At 63.9% G+C, this 16775-nt stretch carries 16 protein-coding genes; 4 read left to right on the top strand and 12 right to left on the bottom strand.

The window, feature by feature from the left end:
* Window positions 1-77: 77 nt before the first annotated feature.
* The 8 genes from L972_RS14720 to L972_RS14685 are packed head-to-tail and all read right to left on the bottom strand — an operon-like array spanning window position 78 to window position 8592.
* Window positions 78-1292, bottom strand: coding sequence for an ABC transporter permease (locus L972_RS14720; RefSeq protein ID WP_047439159.1), 1215 nt, complete (start codon window positions 1290-1292; stop codon window positions 78-80).
* Entirely contained in the window at window positions 1293-1982 is a 690-nt protein-coding gene (locus tag L972_RS14715) for an ABC transporter ATP-binding protein (RefSeq protein ID WP_047439158.1), read from the bottom strand.
* Window positions 1975-3114 (bottom strand): efflux RND transporter periplasmic adaptor subunit, encoded by a 1140-nt coding sequence (locus L972_RS14710; RefSeq protein ID WP_047439157.1) that lies wholly within the window; start codon window positions 3112-3114, stop codon window positions 1975-1977. The genes L972_RS14715 and L972_RS14710 overlap by 8 nt, the downstream gene beginning before the upstream one ends.
* 27 nt (window positions 3115-3141) lie before the next feature.
* Entirely contained in the window at window positions 3142-6306 is a 3165-nt protein-coding gene (locus tag L972_RS14705; protein WP_047439156.1) for an efflux RND transporter permease subunit, read from the bottom strand.
* Complete coding sequence (locus tag L972_RS14700; protein ID WP_047439257.1) at window positions 6299-7339, bottom strand: efflux RND transporter periplasmic adaptor subunit; 1041 nt, start codon at window positions 7337-7339, stop codon at window positions 6299-6301. The genes L972_RS14705 and L972_RS14700 overlap by 8 nt, the downstream gene beginning before the upstream one ends.
* A 41-nt stretch (window positions 7340-7380) precedes the next feature.
* Window positions 7381-7851: a YeeE/YedE family protein gene (locus L972_RS14695; protein ID WP_047439154.1), complete on the bottom strand. Its 471-nt coding sequence runs from the start codon at window positions 7849-7851 to the stop codon at window positions 7381-7383.
* 13 nt (window positions 7852-7864) lie between these two features.
* Window positions 7865-8278, bottom strand: a complete 414-nt coding sequence (locus tag L972_RS14690) for a YeeE/YedE family protein (RefSeq protein ID WP_041202268.1) — start codon at window positions 8276-8278, stop codon at window positions 7865-7867.
* Window positions 8278-8592 (bottom strand): ArsR/SmtB family transcription factor, encoded by a 315-nt coding sequence (locus L972_RS14685; protein WP_005338008.1) that lies wholly within the window; start codon window positions 8590-8592, stop codon window positions 8278-8280. The genes L972_RS14690 and L972_RS14685 overlap by 1 nt, the downstream gene beginning before the upstream one ends.
* 88 nt (window positions 8593-8680) lie before the next feature.
* Between L972_RS14685 and L972_RS14680 the strand changes: the two genes are divergently transcribed.
* The 4 genes from L972_RS14680 (at window position 8681) to L972_RS14665 (ending at window position 11979) form a co-directional block, all read left to right on the top strand.
* Window positions 8681-8866 carry a YgaP family membrane protein gene (locus L972_RS14680; protein WP_005344304.1) on the top strand — a complete coding sequence of 62 codons (186 nt, stop codon included), beginning with the start codon at window positions 8681-8683 and terminating at the stop codon, window positions 8864-8866.
* A gap of 54 nt (window positions 8867-8920) precedes the next feature.
* Window positions 8921-10192: an NAD(P)/FAD-dependent oxidoreductase gene (locus L972_RS14675; protein WP_005359260.1), complete on the top strand. Its 1272-nt coding sequence runs from the start codon at window positions 8921-8923 to the stop codon at window positions 10190-10192.
* Between the two features lie 378 nt (window positions 10193-10570).
* On the top strand, window positions 10571-10975 hold the full coding sequence (locus L972_RS14670; protein ID WP_047439152.1) for a hypothetical protein: 405 nt from the start codon (window positions 10571-10573) through the stop codon (window positions 10973-10975).
* 275 nt (window positions 10976-11250) lie between these two features.
* Window positions 11251-11979, top strand: a complete 729-nt coding sequence (locus L972_RS14665; RefSeq protein WP_005338018.1) for an MgtC/SapB family protein — start codon at window positions 11251-11253, stop codon at window positions 11977-11979.
* 91 nt (window positions 11980-12070) lie between these two features.
* On the opposite strand, the gene L972_RS14660 is transcribed toward L972_RS14665, so the two are convergent.
* The 4 genes from L972_RS14660 to L972_RS14645 form a co-directional block, all read right to left on the bottom strand.
* Entirely contained in the window at window positions 12071-13081 is a 1011-nt protein-coding gene (locus L972_RS14660) for a LacI family DNA-binding transcriptional regulator (RefSeq protein WP_047439150.1), read from the bottom strand.
* 27 nt (window positions 13082-13108) lie between these two features.
* Window positions 13109-14524 carry a glycoside hydrolase family 32 protein gene (locus tag L972_RS14655; protein WP_047439148.1) on the bottom strand — a complete coding sequence of 472 codons (1416 nt, stop codon included), beginning with the start codon at window positions 14522-14524 and terminating at the stop codon, window positions 13109-13111.
* Window positions 14524-15888, bottom strand: a complete 1365-nt coding sequence (locus tag L972_RS14650; protein WP_047439146.1) for a sucrose-specific PTS transporter subunit IIBC — start codon at window positions 15886-15888, stop codon at window positions 14524-14526. Before L972_RS14650 ends, L972_RS14655 begins: the two co-directional genes overlap by 1 nt.
* An 83-nt stretch (window positions 15889-15971) precedes the next feature.
* Window positions 15972-16775: aminoimidazole riboside kinase (locus tag L972_RS14645; RefSeq protein WP_047439145.1), on the bottom strand; the 804-nt coding region annotated here is incomplete at its 5' end.

Genomic DNA, 16775 nt, shown 5'->3' with positions numbered 1-16775 from the left:
CAGCGCCGACAGCAGGCTGCGGCTGCGCCCCGCCAGCAAGGCGCGCCAGAGCCAGAACAGCAGATCGGCGGCGCGCATCAGCCACCGCTCCACTGCCCGTTGCGCAGGCTGCTGACCGGATCTTGCCGTGCCGCCCGGGAGGCGGGCAGCCAGCTAAAAAACAGCCCGGTCAGCAGGGCCGCAGGTATGGTGCAGAAAGTAGCGAGCAGAGGGACCGCCGCCGGAAATCCGGGCCAAATCACTCCGGCGAGGGCAACAAGGGCATAGCCCAACACAGTGCCAAACAGCGCGCCACTGCCGCTCAGCAGCAGCGCCTCCCACAAAAACAGCTGGCGGATCTGGCGACTGTCGGCCCCCAGCGCCTTGAGCAGGCCGATCTCGCCGGTGCGCTGGCGGGTGCTGATCAGCGCCAGATTCATCATCATGATGCCGGAGACCAGCAGGCTGATGGCACCGATGCCGGCAACCGCCAGGGTGAGGGTCGAGAGAATGGTGGAGAAGGTAGCCAGCATGGCGTCGCGGCGCACCACGGTCACATCGAGCACCCCGTGGCGCGCCTGCATCAGCTGCTCCAGTCGCTTGACCAGCGGGGGCACCGCTTGCCCCGCCAGCGGCTGGATCAGCAGCCGAAACAGCCCCTCGGTGTTGAACAGCCGCATGGCGCTACCGACCGGGATCAGCGCGGCCTCGGCCATGTCCATCCCCAGATTGCTGCTCTGGCTGGTGAAGACCCCCACCACCAGAAAGCGGCGATTGTCAAAACGCAGCCACTGGCCGACCGGATCGGCTTGACCGAACAGCTCACGGGCCACCTTGGCCCCGAGCAGGACGGCCGGGCGATCCTCTGCGGCATCCCCCGGCAGCCAGCGGCCGGAGAGCAGCTCCAGCCCGTGGGTATCGCGCAGCCCGTTGCTGCTGCCAAGCAGCATGGTCTGGCGCAGCCGCGCCCCCTGTTTGGCCTCGGCAAAGCCCATCACCAGCGGCACCAGCCGCACGTTTGGCTGGTGCTGGCCAAGGTAGTGCATGTCATCGAGAGTGATCTGCCGCAGACTGTTTCCGGTGACCGGCGGCAACCCGCCGGTGGTCTCCTTGCGACCGGGGAACATCACCAGCAGATCCTTGCCAAGGGAGCTGAACTGGTCGGCCACATAGCGCCTCGCCCCCTCCCCCAGCGCGGTGAGCAGCAGCACCGAGGTGACGCTCAGACTCACCGCCAGGATCAAGACCAGCGCCCGTGAACGCTGACGCAATAACGCCACGGCGGCAAAGCGGATCACATCGGGCCGCCGCATTCAGCCACCGCCGCTATCAATGTTGATGCGGCCATCGTTCATCAGGATCCGTCTGCCCGCCCGCTCACCGAGGCGCGGATCGTGGGTCACCACCACCAGCGTGATCCCCTGCTCCCGGTTGAGCCCCTCCAGCAGGCTAATCACCTCCTCCCCGGAGCGGGAGTCGAGATTGCCGGTGGGCTCGTCGGCCAGGATCAGCCGCGGCGCCATTGCCATGGCCCGGGCGATGGCTACCCGCTGACGCTGACCGCCGGAAAGCTCGGCAGGGCGGTGTCCGGCCCGGTTCTCCAGCCCCAGCTCTCCCAGCAACTGCTGGCTTCGGCGATGGCGCTCGGCGGGGGCGATCCCGCACAGCATCAGCGGCAGCTCGACATTTTCACGGGCGGTGAGGCGGGAGATGAGGTGAAACGACTGGAACACGAAACCGATGCGATGGCCGCGCAGCTGGGCCAGCGCCGGCTCTGACAGGGTGGCGGTGTCCTCGCCCCCCAGCCAGTAGCGCCCCTCGTCGGGCCGGTCCAGCAGCCCCAGCACATTGAGCAGGGTCGATTTGCCGGAGCCCGAGGGGCCCATCACCGCCAGATACTCCCCCTCGGCAACCCGCAGGGATACGCGGTCGAGGGCGGCCACTTCGCTCCCCCCCAGAGTGAAACGTCGGCTGACGGCCTCGAGGCGAATGAGATCACTCATCCGTTTGTTCCGTGGCGGCGCTGAAAGGGCCCTCCCCGACAATCTGTCCGGGCTGGGCTGCCAGCCGATCACCGGCGGCGAGCCCCTCGGCCACTTCAATCCAGTTCCAGTTCTCCACCCCCCAACTAGGCATCACCCGCACCAGCTTATCCCCTTCCAGCCGCAGCACGCTGCCATCGTCGGCCCGGCTGCTGGCCGCTACCCGCAGCACATCGGTGGCACGGGTCACCTCGACCTCAAGATCGGCGCTGTAGCCGATAAGCAGGGGGACATCGGTGGGCAGGGCCGTGAGCGCCGCTTCCACCTCGACGGTGCGGGCCTGCTTCTCCAGCTCCTTCACATAGGGGGCGATACGGGTGACGGTAGCGGCAAAATCGCGCCCGGGCATGGCATCGAGCAGTACCCGGGCAGACTGGCCCACCTTGAGGCGGGCGGCATCCACCTCATCGATAGGGGCTGAAACATAGAGACAGCGATCGTCGATGAGATCGATAACCGGGGGCATGGCCACTCCGGGCGGTGAGGGGGTCATGTATTCACCCAGCTTGCTGTTGACCTCAGCCACCACCCCGGCAAACGGCGCCAGCAGGCGGCGCTCGCTCAAGCGAGCCTCCACCTGGGCGACCTGCGCCTCGTCAACCCGCTCCTGCTGACGGGATGCTTGACAGACATAGCGGCGGGTATCGGCCAGATTCTGGGCCTGCTCGGCGAGGGTGCGAGAGGTGAGGTTTTTGGCCAGCAAGGTGGCCAGCCGGTTAGCCTCCCGCTCGTAGTAGGCCGCCTCGCTGCAACGCTCCTCGCGCTGGGTCTTGCCGAGGGCCTGCTGGGCGCGGGCCCGGGCGAGATCGGCGTTAATATCGTCGCTCCAGAGGGTCAGCAGCAGATCTCCCCGGGCTACCCGCTCCCCGGCCTTGACGGCGATCTGCTCCACCACGCCGCCACCGGGCAGACTGAGCCCGGCCCGCTGACACGACTTGATGGTGCCAGCCCGGGTGTTGACCACAGTGACCAACACATCCCCCCGCCCGACCTCTGCCAGCCTGATCGGCGTCGGCTGCGGTCGCCACCACCATGCCAGAGCAGCCACCGCTACCACGGCGCCACTTCCCCACCACAACCAACCTCTCTTCATCGCGCATCCTTTCGCTAGTGACTCCCGTCATGAGCGTCGGGAGAGCAGGGCATAATAGAGCAAGGGTATCACCACCAGGGTGAGCAAAGTGGAGACCAGGATCCCGAAAATCAGGCTGATGGCCAGTCCGTTGAAGATGGGATCATCGAGGATAAACAGGGCCCCGATCATCGCCGCCAACGCCGTCAGCATGATGGGTTTGGCCCGCACCTGCGCCGCTTCGATCACCGCCTGCTCGAACGCCACTCCGGCGCTGCGCTGCTGCTCGATAAAGTCCACCAGCAGGATGCTATTGCGTACGATGATCCCGGCCAGGGCGATCATCCCGATCATCGAGGTAGCGGTAAACTGGGCCCCCAACAGGGCGTGGCCCGGCATCACCCCTATGATTGTGAGCGGAATGGGGGCCATGATGATGAGCGGCACCAGATAGGAGCGGAACTGGGCCACCACCAGCAGATAGATGAGGATCATCCCCACCCCGTAGGCGATACCCATATCGCGGAAGGTCTCGTAGGTGATCTTCCACTCCCCGTCCCACAACAGCGCCACCTCCCCCAGCTTGTCGGGCTGCTGCACGTAATATTGGGGCAGGTCGATATCGGCACCGGCGGCAAACATGCCGTAGAGCGGGCTGTCGGTGTGGCCACCCATGTCGGCCACCACCATCACCATGGGCTGCATGTTCTTGTGCATGATATAGCTGGGGGCTACCTCATCACGGCGACTCACCAGCTCGGAGACCCGCACCAACTGGCCGCTCTGGCTGCGCACCTTGAGGGCCAGTACGCCCGCCAGATCCCGTTTGTCACCGGGAGCCAGTTCGATGCGGATCGGCACCGGATACTTGGCGCCGTGACCCTGCAACCAGCTGGCATCCTGATAACCCACCCCGCCATTGAGGGTGTTCACCAGACCCCCGAGATCGACCCCGAGCAGGGCCGCCTTGCTGCGATCAACCACCAGCCGCCACTTGGGCTGCGGGTCAGTCAGATAGATATCCACGTCCACCAGATCCGCCGTGGCCACAAAACGGGCCTGTACTGCGCGTGCCGCCGCTTCACGGGCGGCAGGCGTCGGGCCATACACTTCCGCGACGATGGGAGACCAGACCGGCGGGCCGGGCGGCACCTCAACGACTTTCAGGTTACCCCCTGCAGCACTGGCGATGGCCTGCAGCGGCTCCCGAACCGACTGGGCAATCTGGTGACTGCTGCGATCCCGTTCATGCTTGTCCACCAGATTGACCTGAATATCCCCCACGTTGGCGCCGCTGCGGATAAAGTAGTGGCGCACCAGCCCGTTGAAATTGATGGGGGCGGCGGTGCCAGCGTAAATCTGGTAATCCTTCACCTCCTCCACCTTGGCAAGCTCCCGCCCGACCGCCAGCAGGGTGCGCTCGGTCTGCTCCAGGGTAGCCCCCTCCGGCATATCGAGCACCAGCTGAAATTCCGACTTGTTGTCAAAAGGGAGCATCTTGAGCACCACCCACTGCACCACCGGCATGGCGGTGGCGGCCCCGACCAGCAGCAACACCACCAGCCAGAGTTTGCGTCTGGCGCGCTTGGCGCCATCACCAATCAGGAAAGGGGTCATCAGCCGGTGAAAAAGACCCGCCTTGGCCTCGCCGTGGGCACCGTGCACCGAATCCTTGAGCAAATGGCTCGCCAGCCAGGGGGAGAAGATGAAGGCCACCAGCAGGGAGATAAGCATCCCCATGCTGGCATTGATGGGGATGGGGCTCATGTAAGGGCCCATCAGGCCACTGACAAAGGCCATCGGCAGCAGGGCCGCAATGACGGTCAGGGTCGCCAGTATGGTCGGCCCCCCCACCTCGTCCACCGCCCCCGGTATCAGATCCTTGAGCGACCCCTTGCCCAAACCGCGATGGCGGTGGATGTTCTCCACCACCACGATAGCGTCATCCACCAGAATGCCGATGGAGAAGATCAGCGCAAACAGCGACACCCGGTTGAGGGTAAAGCCCCAGGCCCAGCTGGCAAACAGGGTCAGTGCCAGGGTGATGACGATGGCAACGCCAACTACCAGCGCCTCGCGCCAACCCATGCTCACCAGCACCAGCAGCACCACCGCCGTGGTGGCAAAAATCAGCTTGCCGATCAGGGTGTTGGATTTGGTCTCGGCGGTGACGCCGTAGTCCCGGGTCACCGTCACCTCGACCCCGGCAGGAATAAGCCGATTCTTGAGACTCTCGACCCGCGCCTCCACCCGCTTGGCCACATCGACCGCGTTCTGGCCCGGCTGCTTGCCGATGGCCAGGGTCACCGCCGGATAACTGGCTTGCCCCATCCCCATCCAGCTGCGCTTGGTCGGGGTCTCCTGACCCAGAGAGACCCTGGCCACCTCCCCCAGATAGACCGGCTTGCCGTCGTGCAGCCCCACTACCAGCTCTCTAGCCTCCTGCTCGCTTTGCAGGAACTGCCCCACCAGCACCTTGATCTCCCGGTTATCTTGCTCGATGGCCTGTGTGGTGCCCACCTGATTGGCGGCCGCCAGTCGCTGGCTCAGTTCGCCCCAGCTGATGCCGTGGGCGCTGAGGGCCGCCGGATCCGGCATCACCCGCAACACGGCGCTCTGGCTGCCCAGCGTGTAAATATCGCGGGTACCGGGAATGCGCTTGAGTTCGGTCTCCAGCTCATGGGCGACCCGGGTCAGCTCGGGTGCCCCCAGTTGCTTGCTCCCCTCTTTGCTCCATAAGGTCAGACTGACGATGGGGACATCATCGATCCCCCGGGGTTTTACCAGCGGCTGACCGACCCCGATCCCCTGTGGCAACCAGTCACGGTTGGAGTCGAGCTGGTTGTTGAGATCGACGATAGCCTGCTCGCGGCTCACCCCCACCTTGAACACCACCACCAGCAGGGCGCCATCGGGTTGGGAAAAAGAGTAGAGAGTATCGATCCCCTTTATCTGGGAGACCACCTGCTCGGCAGGGGTGGTGACGAGAGAGGCCACTTCAGCCGGAGTGGCTCCCGGGAAGGGAATGTAGACATCAGCGAAGGTGACATCAATCTGCGGCTCCTCCTCCTTGGGGGTCACCAGCACTGCAAACAGGCCGAGCAGCAGCCCCACCAGCGCCAGCAGCGGGGTGATGGCCGAGCCCTGAAACAGCGCAGCCAGCCGACCGGCAGGCCCCAGCCTCTCCTTGTTGCCGTTCAGCTCGCTACTCATGAGCCACCTCCTGCTGCTGCGCCCAGGCATCGGGGGCCAGTTTGTCACCGGCTTGCAGCCCGGCCAGGATCTCGCACTGCCCTTCAAAGCAATGGCCGACCCGCACCGGCGTCAGGGCCCAGCCAGCGGGTTGCTGCAGATAGACGCCGTTGAACTCCCCTTGCCGCAGCAGGGCGCGTACCGGCACCTGCAACACCTGACGCTCACCCTGTTTGAGCTGCACCTTGAGCCACATGCCGGGCAATACCCCGGCGGTTTGCGGCGGCAAGTCGAGGCGCAACCTGAAGGCGTGGCTCTGGCTGTCGGCATAGTTGAAGCGGGTCAATTTGACCGGGGTAACAGGCTTGCCATCCGGCAGCAGCACCTGCACATCCGCAGGCTCACGAGCCAGCGTCAGGGCGGATTGGGGCAACTCCACCTCCACCCGCAAGGTGTCGAGGGAGAAGCCGGAGAGCAGCGGGGTACCGGGGGCGACAGTCTCCCCCAACTCCACCAGCCTCTTGGTCACCACTCCGGCATAGGGAGCCAGAATGCGGGTATAACCGTAGGCCTCGCGGGCTTGAGTGAGAGCCGCATCGGCAGCGTTCACCTCGGCGCGGGCGGCGCGATCCGTCGCCTGGGCATTATCGAGCTGGGCGCGGGTGATCACCCCCTTGGCAATCAGCGCCTGAAAGCGGGCGAGCTGGCGCTCGGCTTCCACTTGCTGGGCCTGCGCCCGCGCCAGCCGCGCCTCGGCACCCGTGACGGCGGCAAACTGCTCCTTGCCGCTGATCTCCAGCAGCGGTTGCCCCGCCTGCACCTGATCGTTCACATCCACCAGCATGCGGGAGACCCGGCCGCTGGTCTGGGCCGCCACCGTCCCCTGATTGATGGCACTGACGGTGCCATCCAGCGTCAGCCAGTCGGTCACCGCCTGTGGCGCCACTGTCAACAAGGGCTCTGGCTCCCCTTCAGCGGCAAGGGCCCGGGGGGATGTCATGGCCTGCGATGTCATCACCAACAAGGTGATCCCCAGCAACCGGATCTTTTCCATCATCACTCTCCTTCCCTGGCATCATCAATCACTTCACGGGATCAGGCGGTATGGGACTGGCGCACCTTATCCACTCCCCGAGCTGGCGCCTTGGTCAGCACCCTGGCCAGCCCTCTGTCAAACAGCAAGATCCCGGCCACCATGGCCGCTATAAACAACATTATCATGGGCTGCCCGCTGGAAATGAGACTCAGAGCAGGCCCCGGGCAGATACCCACCAATCCCCAGCCGATGCCAAACAGCGCGGCCCCGCCGATCAGACGACGATCCAGACGAGGAGCCGGTACGGCGACGATGGGCTCCCCCAGCACACTCTGGCGACGGGGTTTCACCAGCAGAAAATAACCCGGCATAAAGACCAGCAGGGCGCCCCCCATCACGAAGGCGAGGCTGGGATCCCAGGCCCCGGCCAGATCGAGAAAACCGGTGACCCGGGCGGGATCCATCATGCCGGAGATGGCCATCCCCAGTCCGAACAACACACCCGCAAACAAACTTGTCAGCAACTTCATGGCGATCAGCCCCTTACAGCAGATGATGAGTGACGAAGACGGTGATAAAGCCTGCCGCCATAAAGGTGAGGGTGGCGACGATGGAGCGCAGGGAGAGCCGCCCCATGCCACAGATGCCGTGGCCGCTGGTGCAGCCATTGCCAAGACGGGTACCGATGCCGACCAGCAGACCTGCCAGCAGCACCACAGGCCAGCCGGGCAAGGTAGTGAATGCGGGCATACTGGCCCAGCCCAGGGTCAGCGCCAACCAGGCGCCCGCCCCGAGCCCCAGCAGAAACAGCACCCGCCACGGCGCACGGTGTTGCAGCGCACCGGCCAAAATGCCGCTGATCCCGGCCACCCGGCCGTTGAACAACATCAGGATCAGGGCCGACAGCCCCGCCAGCATGCCGCCGCCCAAAGAGAGCAGCCATTGGCTTTCCATCATCAAGACTCCTTATTTTCCGAGTGACAAAAATGGGTTTGCAGCGCTCCCAGCACATCGGCGGCCGCCTCACTCACCAGCGAGTAGTAGATCTGCTGGGAGACCTTGCGCGAACGGATCAGGCCGTAGCGCTTGAGCACCGACAATTGCTGGGAGAAGGCCGACTGCCCGAGTTGGCTATGGGCCAGCAACTCCCCGACCCCCTTCTCCCCCTCCACCAGCTGGCAGAGCACCATCAGGCGTTCGGGATGAGCCAACGCCTTGAGCAGGGAGGCGGCGGCTGTCGCATGTCTGTTCATCTCGTCGAATTGGCTCATAAGAGTAAATTAGCAATTGCTGATATTTGTTCTATTGTATAAAACAACACTAAATTAGCAATATCTAAAGTAGATAAGGAGAAAGACCATGACAGTAGATAACGGAGTCAGAATCGTCGCGGGTTGCATGTTGCTGCTCTCGCTGATCCTTACCACCTGGGTTCATCCGGGCTTTGTCTGGTTAAGTGCCTTTGTCGGGGTCAACCTGATCCAGAGCGCATTCACCGGTTTCTGCCCGGCAGCGATGATCCTCAAACGGATAGGATTTAAATAAACGGGTCGGATGACCCGGCTCACATGAGCGTGTAATAAACGCAGGAGGCTGAACATGGCAACGGTAATCGTCATCGGCGCGGGTCTGGGGGGCATGTCTGCCGCCTACGAACTCAAGGCCGAACTGGGCAAGCAGCATGAGGTGATCCTCATCAATGACAAGCCGGACTTTGAATTTACCCCCTCCAACCCCTGGATTGCCGTCCAGTGGCGGGAGCGCAAGGAGACCTCGATCCCCATCGAACCCCATGTGAAGAAAAAGGGGATCCGCTTTATCCATGCCGCCCTGACCGAGCTGCAACCGGCGGCGCAGCAGCTCACCCTCTCCGATGGCCAGACCCTGCGTTACGACTTTCTGGCAATCTGCACCGGCCCGGCCCTCGCCTTTGACGAGGTGACGGGGGCTGGCCCCGAATCCGGTGGCACCACCAGCGTCTGTACCCTCTCCCACGCCGAAGAGTGCCGTCACAGTGTCAGTGCACTGGTCGATGAGCCCGGCCCTGTGATTGTCGGCGCCATGCCGGGCGCCTCCTGCTTCGGCCCAGCCTACGAGTATGCGTTCATCCTCGATCGCCACCTGCGCGACAAGAAGGTGAGAAAAAATGTGCCCATGACCTTTGTCACCAGCGAGCCCTACATCGGCCATCTGGGTCTCAACGGCGTAGGTGACTCCAAGGGGATGCTGGAGAGCGAACTGCGGATGCGCGACGTGCAGTGGATCTGCAATGCCCGCACCGTGGCGGCGCAAGATGGCCAGATGACGGTGGAGGAGCTGGACGATGAGGGCAACCTCAAGCGCACCCACACCCTGCCCTACAAACACGCCATGATGCTGCCCGCCTTTGTCGGCATTGCGCCGCTGCGGGGCATCGAGGGGCTGGTCAATCCCCGCGGCTTTGTCATCGTCGACGAACACCAGCGCAATCCCGCCTTCCCGCAGATTTACGCCGCCGGGGTCTGCATCGCCATTGCACCGCCGCACAAGACGCCGGTACCGACCGGGGTGCCCAAGACCGGCTACATGATTGAGGCGATGGTGCGCACCCTGAGCCACAACATCAAGGCGGAGCTCAGCGGCCAGCCGCCGGTGACCAAGGCAGTGTGGAATGCCATCTGTCTGGCAGACATGGGGGACACAGGTGCCGCCTTCGTCGCCATGCCGCAGATCCCGCCGCGCAACGTCGCCTGGTTCAAGAAAGGAAAGTGGGTCCATCTGGCCAAGATCGCCTTCGAGAAGTACTTCCTGCACAAGATGCAGGTGGGGGATACCGAGCCCATCTACGAAAAACTGATGCTCAAATACCTCGGCATCGACAAGACCGAATGACCCCGCAGACCCGGCCCTCGCCTGGTCTCTTTTTACGGCCCTGCTCGGCAAAACGGGGCTTTCGATTATGTTTCAAGATGTTGCTGCGGGCGGCGCGGGGTTTACCCTGCCTGCCGCCTCGGCTATCATTCGAGCCTCTTATCAATAGCGGAGACCATCAGTGGGCAACTCATCAAGTGACAGTTGTAGACCGACCCTCATCGTCGGTACCAAGGTCGCGAGCTAGCCGCAGGTCTTTCTCTGCCGCCACTCGCAACCCTGCGAGAAGCGGAAATCCACTCCCCTCTTCTCCCTTTTACACTTGACGTCTGGCAACCAGTGGCCAACCGCCACGGTCGCCATGCCTGCATAGTTTCTGCTTCCCACAAGGAGGCTGCTATGCGTTTTATCTCAATCAAACCGGCTGCGGATCGCGCGGTCGCAACAGCTTCTGTTGCTACCCGGGCTCACCCTCTGTTGAGCAGGCTCGGCCGTGGCATGCTGCCACGCTGGCTGGTCGGCAAACAGCGTCAACACCACTACCGGCTGCAGATCCGCTGCGAGGATCGCGCCGATATGGAGCAGGTGCTGGATCTGGTGAACCACACCCTGCAACCGGCCGGGCTGCAACCGATGCAATCGATGAAGCCGGGTCGAGGCGGCGGGCGAGAGCTGGTGCTCAACCTGCAGTGCACCCCGCCCCAGCGCCGCTATCTGGTGCAGTTTGTTCATCAGGTCGGGGTGGCACATCCGGTGCGCTGGCAACTGCGCCCGCGCATCGACTGCGATCCCGAACTCAACTGACCGCACACCTGCGTTAACCACAGTGAAAGGGGCCAGCCACGCTGGCCCCCTTGTCGTGAGCAACAGCTTGCTCTGCGGCTGATCAGATAGCCGATACGCCGTTCATGCTCGCACGTATGTTCGCGCCTATGCTCGGCTCGCACCCCGAGCGCCCGAAGGCGGGCGCGCTGTGTTGTTTTTCTGCTGGCCATCCGCGCAATCACACCTGATCCATCCGCCATAGGGCGTTTCATCATGGATTGCGCCAAGCCAGCACTCATCAGAAGGAGTACGCCATGAAGATGTGGCAACAAATTGACATGATCTCCCTGCTCGATACTCTGGCCAGCCTGCTGCTCGCCTTTGTGCTAGGCAGTCTGGTCGGGCTGGAGCGCCAGTACCGCCAACGTACCGCGGGTCTTCGCACCAACGTGCTGGTCGCCGTGGGGGCCGCCCTGTTCGTCAGTCTGGCCCAGCGCATCTATGACCTGCACGGCGGCAACTACAACGTGGTACATGTGGTGGCCTATATCGTCTCCGGCATCGGCTTTCTCGGCGCCGGCGTCATCATGCGCGAGTCGGGCAATATCCGCGGCATCAACACCGCCGCCACCTTGTGGGGCGTGGCAGCGGTCGGCGCCGCCTGTGGCGCCGGGCTAGCCATGGAGGCAATTTTGGGCGCCCTGTTCGTGCTGGCCGCCAACACCCTGCTGCGACCGCTGGTCAATCAGATCAACCGTCGCCCGGTGGACAATACCGACACCGAAGTGACCTACAAGGTGACGGCGCTGACCCAGCGCGAGCATCAAAAAGAGGTGCTTCACTGGCTCGAGGAGATGCTGGAGCAGGCCAACTACCCCTTGAGCGAACTCGATATCGAGCCGTTTGGCGAGGGGGATCTGGAGATCTCGGCGGTGCTGCTGGCTACCTCCATCGATGGCGACGAGCTGGATGCCCTGATGCAAAAGCTGGCCATCCACCCCCATATCAAGCAGGTGTTCTGGCGTACCAGTACCACCGATTGAGCCGTTGGTCAGAGGAACGAACCATCCGACCGCAGCAAAAAGCCCCACCAGCAATGGCGGGGCTTTTTTCATATGGATGGGCGAAGAGTGGCTAGCGGCGACTGCGCCAGCGCACCTTGGGGGTGATCACCTGGGCAGTCTGCGCCGGAGGATTGCCCGCAATCAGTTGCTGCATCAGCTCGAAAGCGGCGAGGGCCAGCGCCGGACAATCCTGCGCCACCGAGTCGATGCGCATGGGAATGCAGTCAAGCAGATCGTGATCGTCGAAGGTACAGAGCCGCATCCCCGTCTCCATCAGCCCCGCCTCGTTAAGGTAGCGCAGTACCCCTTCCAGCAAGGTAAAGGAGGCGGTAAAGAGCCCCCTGGGGGGGGCTCCCAGCTCAGCCACCAGCTCGGCCATCAGCTGATAACCGGAGCTCGGCTGGTAGTCGCGATGGCGCACCCGGGCGGCATCGGCTTCAAAACCGGCGCGATGGAGCCCCAGCTCATAGCCCGCCAGCCGGTGACGGCTGGGGGAGAGATCCAGCAAACCGCCGAAGTAGTAGATCTGCTCGCCGCACTCGCTGGTCATGTCCCGCACCAGCTCGGCGGTGGCCTTGCAGGCATCGGAGATCACCATGGGCAGGCGCGACTCGCCAATATGGCGGTCGAGCTGCACCACCGGCAGGCGGTCGTGAATGCGGGCATAGATGTCATCGCTGTGGCCGCTGGAGGCGACAATCAGCCCATCCACCTGACGGCTGATGAGGTTGTCCACCACCCGCTGCTCGAGGGCGGGATCATCCTCGGAGCAGGCGATCAACAGCTGGATGCCCGCCTCCCGGCAGTGAGCCTCGAGGGCGCGGGCGATGCGGGCAAAACCGAAGTTGGTGAGATCGGGGATCACCAGCCCCCAGGTGTAGCTGCGGGTCTCGCGCAGGGAGCGGGCGTGAAAGCTCGGCAGGTAGTGACACTCCTCCGCCACCGCCTGAATGCGCTTGCGGGTATCGTCGGCAATCCGGTACTCCGCACTCTTCCCGTTGAGCACCAGACTGGCGGTCGCCTTGGACACCCCCGCCAGTTCGGCGATCTGGGCAATCGTGATCCGTTTCTTCTTCTCCACCTGGCCTCCCGGCTAACTAGAACCGGGCTATTGTACTAGGCACGCCGACAGCGGCCAGTGATTGAGGCAAATTTTGCAGCCATCATCGCCGTTGCCTGATGAAAGTTGCGGCATTTCTCCGGGGAAGTAGCGCGCCGACAGGCTGTGGCGACCCTCATCGATGAAACACTCCAGACTGGAGCGATCGCACAGGACGGTGATCCGCCCGCCAGCCCATGGGCTGCTGCGGGTCTCCCATACTCCGCTCTGCCAGTTCTGGCGCCGCAAGATGAGGCGCCCCGGCTGCCACACCAGCTCGGCCACGGCGCCGAACCAGAGACACCCCTCACCACACAGGTCCAGATCGAGCCAGGCCGAGTCGATGGCCAGCCCCGGAAATTCGCCAAGCGTCCCCTCAAAACGGGTCAACTCTCCCTTCAATGCCGCAAGCTCCGCCACCGGCCGCTGGCAGAGCCACTCATCCTGCCAGAACAGCTCCCGCGGGCAGCTCATCTGGTGGATCCAGCCGTGAGCGACAGTGGGCTGGCTCATCTCGTTCTCCTCCGGCAGCCCCAGCCAGCCGAACAGGAGGCGGCGACCCTGACTGTCTCGGGTGGTTTGCGGCGCATAGAACTCGAAGCCCCGATCCAGCTCGTGGAAAGCCCCGTGCTCGAAGCGTTCGCCGTCGAAGTGGCCCGCCAGCCAGCCGCACTGGTAGAGGTTGCGATAATCCTCGCCTGCCGGGGCAATCCCCTGCGGGCAGCTGATCAGCACATGGCGCTCCCCCAGCGGGAAGAGATCCGGGCACTCCCACATATAGCCAAACTCACCCAGCCCCCCGTGCCCACTGCCGGCGATGGGGCCCACCCGCTGCCAGCTTTGCAGGGTGTCGCCGCGATAGAGCAGCACTTCGCCCTGGTCATCCAGGGTGCGGGCTCCCAGCACCATCAGCCACTGCTGACCATCGTGCCATACCTTGGGGTCGCGCACGTGGCCGCTGTAGCCTTCAGGCAGATCCAGCACAGGCCCCAGCTTGGCAAAACCACCCTCACCGTCGGCCCGGGCCAGACACTGATAGGCGGTGCGGCTGCCATCCGGGTATTTGACATTGCCGGTGTAGATAAGGGTCAGACGCCCCTGCTCGTCGCTCACCGCAGAGCCCGAATAGCAGCCGTGGCTCTCATAGGCTTCGGTGGGCAACAGCGCCACCGGCTCGTGCTGCCAGTGCAGCAGATCGGTGGAGGTGACATGGCCCCAGCCCTTGTTGCGGTGCTCGCAGCCCAGCGGATTCCACTGGTAGAAGAGGTGGTAGCGCCCGTCGTGCTCGATGAAACCGTTGGGATCGTTAAGCAGCCCCACCGGGGCTGCCAGATGCCAGCGGGGCCGATGGGGATCGGCCGCCGCCTTGAGCTGTCCGGCCAGCAGCGACCGGACAATCTGGTTGAGAAGATAGCTTTCCTTCATCACTCCACCTTGTACTTGAGCAGGTAGGATGCAGCGAAGGCGGCGCCAAAGGCGATCACCAGCCCGATGATGTAGTGAATAAGGCTCATGGGCTGGACGATGGCCATGCCGGGAATACCGGTCAGCCCCACCGCCGTCATCCCCACCTTGGCCGCCACCACGTAGGCGCCGCCGCAGGCCCCGCCAAACAGACCGGCGAGAAAGGGTTTGATGTAACGCAGGTTGACCCCGAAGATCGCCGCTTCCGTGATACCCAGCAGGCAGGACATGGCCGCCGGCACGGTAATGGCCTTGATCTTCACATCGCGGGTCTTGAAATAGACCGCGAGGCAAGCCCCGCCCTGTGCCACGTTGGCCATGGCCCAGATGGGCAGCAGGAAGTTGACGCCAATTTGCGGATTGGCCAGCAGCCCCGCCTCGATGGCGTGGAAGCTGTGATGGATGCCGGTGATGACGATAAGCGAGTAAGTGCCGCCAAATACCAGCCCCGCCAGCCAGCCCGCCTGCTCATAGAGGGCGCTCAGACCGAACGAGATGCCATCCCCCAGCACCCGACCCGCCGGGCCGATAAAGAGCAGCGCCACGAAACCGGTGATGATGACGGTGAGAAACGGCGTGAGGATCAGATCCAGCGCATCCGGAATGCGCTTGCGCAGCTGTTTCTCCAGATGGGACATAAACCAGACTGCCAACAGCACCGGGAAGACGGTGCCCTGATAGCCGATCATCGCCACATCCAGCCCGAAAAAGTCCATGGTCTTGAAGCCACCGGCCACGCCCCAGGCGTTGGTCAGCGCCGGGTGGGTGAGAATGCCGCCAAGGGTCGCCCCGAGGTACGGATTGCCGCCAAACTCCCGCGCCGCCGTAAAGCCGATGAGGATCGGCAGTATGATAAAGGCCGCCGAGCTGAACATGTCGAGCATCACAAACAGGGCGCTGTCGGCATTGGCCCAGCCGTAGGTGCGCACCATGCCGAGCAGCCCCATCAGCAGGCCCGAGGCGACAATGGCCGGAATGATCGGCACGAAGATGTTGGAGAGGGTTCGCGCCAGCCGTTGGGCCACGTTGAGCTTGGCCGCCGCCATGTCGGTCAGCTCCGACTTGCTGGCGGTGCCGGTACCGGTCAGCGCCACAAACTCCGCATAGACCTTGTTGACCAGACCGGTGCCGAAGATCACCTGAATTTGGCCCGCGTTGCTAAAGCACCCCTTGACCCCCTCCAGCTTGTCGATGGCGGCCTTGTTTACCTTGCTGTCATCGGCCAACACCAGCCGCAGCCGGGTGGCGCAGTGGGCAGCGCTGACGATGTTCTCCTTGCCCCCGAGCAGGGGCACCAGATCCTTGGCTATCGCACTGATATTCATATTCTTCCTCTTATGACCCGCCACGCTGGCGGGCCCTTGTCACATGAGAGTAGGGGCTGTCGAGCCGGGCTTCTAGCCTCAGCTCAACAGCCGCTTGCGCCTGATCGCAAAAAGGCATCCAGTTCGGTGCGGGTCGGCAGCGCCGTCATGGCCCCCTTGGCGGTGGTGGCGAGCGCCCCGCAGCCGTGGGCCTGCGCCAGAATGGCGGGCAACTCGGCCAGCGTCGGCAGCGACGAGCGCCCGGCCAGCGCCGCCAGCAGACCGGCGACGAAGGCATCACCCGCCCCCGTGGTGTCGATGGGCGTCACTTTCTGCCCCACCCACTCCAGCAACTCGCCATCAAGGCGAGCCACTACCCCGGCCGCCCCTCTGGTCACCAGCACCAGCGCCGGGCCAGAGAGCGTAGCGAGCCCAGCAGCCAGATCATCCTCGCCGCTCAGCAGTTGCAGCTCCTCGATGGAGAGCTTGACCACATCCGCCTGCGCAATGGCCTGACGCACCAGCGGCAGCATCTCGGCGGGGTTGCCCCACACCTCGGGGCGCAGGTTGGGGTCGAAGCAGACCCGCCCGCCTGCCGCCTTGATGGCCGCCATGGCCTGCAGGCAGCTGGTGCGTACCGGCTCGTTGGCGAGCGCGATGGAGCAGGTGAGCAGCCACTGACCGGCATCGAAGCGAGGCAGCTCATTTGGGGTGAGGAACTGGTCGGCACTGGGGCGCACCATAAAGGTGAAGCTGCGCTCCCCCTCGTCATCCAGTTCTACCAGCACGGTCGAGGTGCGATGGTCAGGATCGAGCCACAGCGCGGCCACATCCACCCCCTCCCCGCTCAGGGTATCGGCCATAAAGCGGCCGAACGGATCGGCGCCGACCCGGCCGATAAAGGCCGC

This window comes from Aeromonas sp. ZOR0001 (assembly GCF_000801015.1).
Classification (GTDB): domain Bacteria; phylum Pseudomonadota; class Gammaproteobacteria; order Enterobacterales; family Aeromonadaceae; genus Aeromonas; species Aeromonas veronii.
Note: the sequence above shows the minus strand (reverse complement) of the source record. Positions and strands in the feature narration are given on the sequence as shown.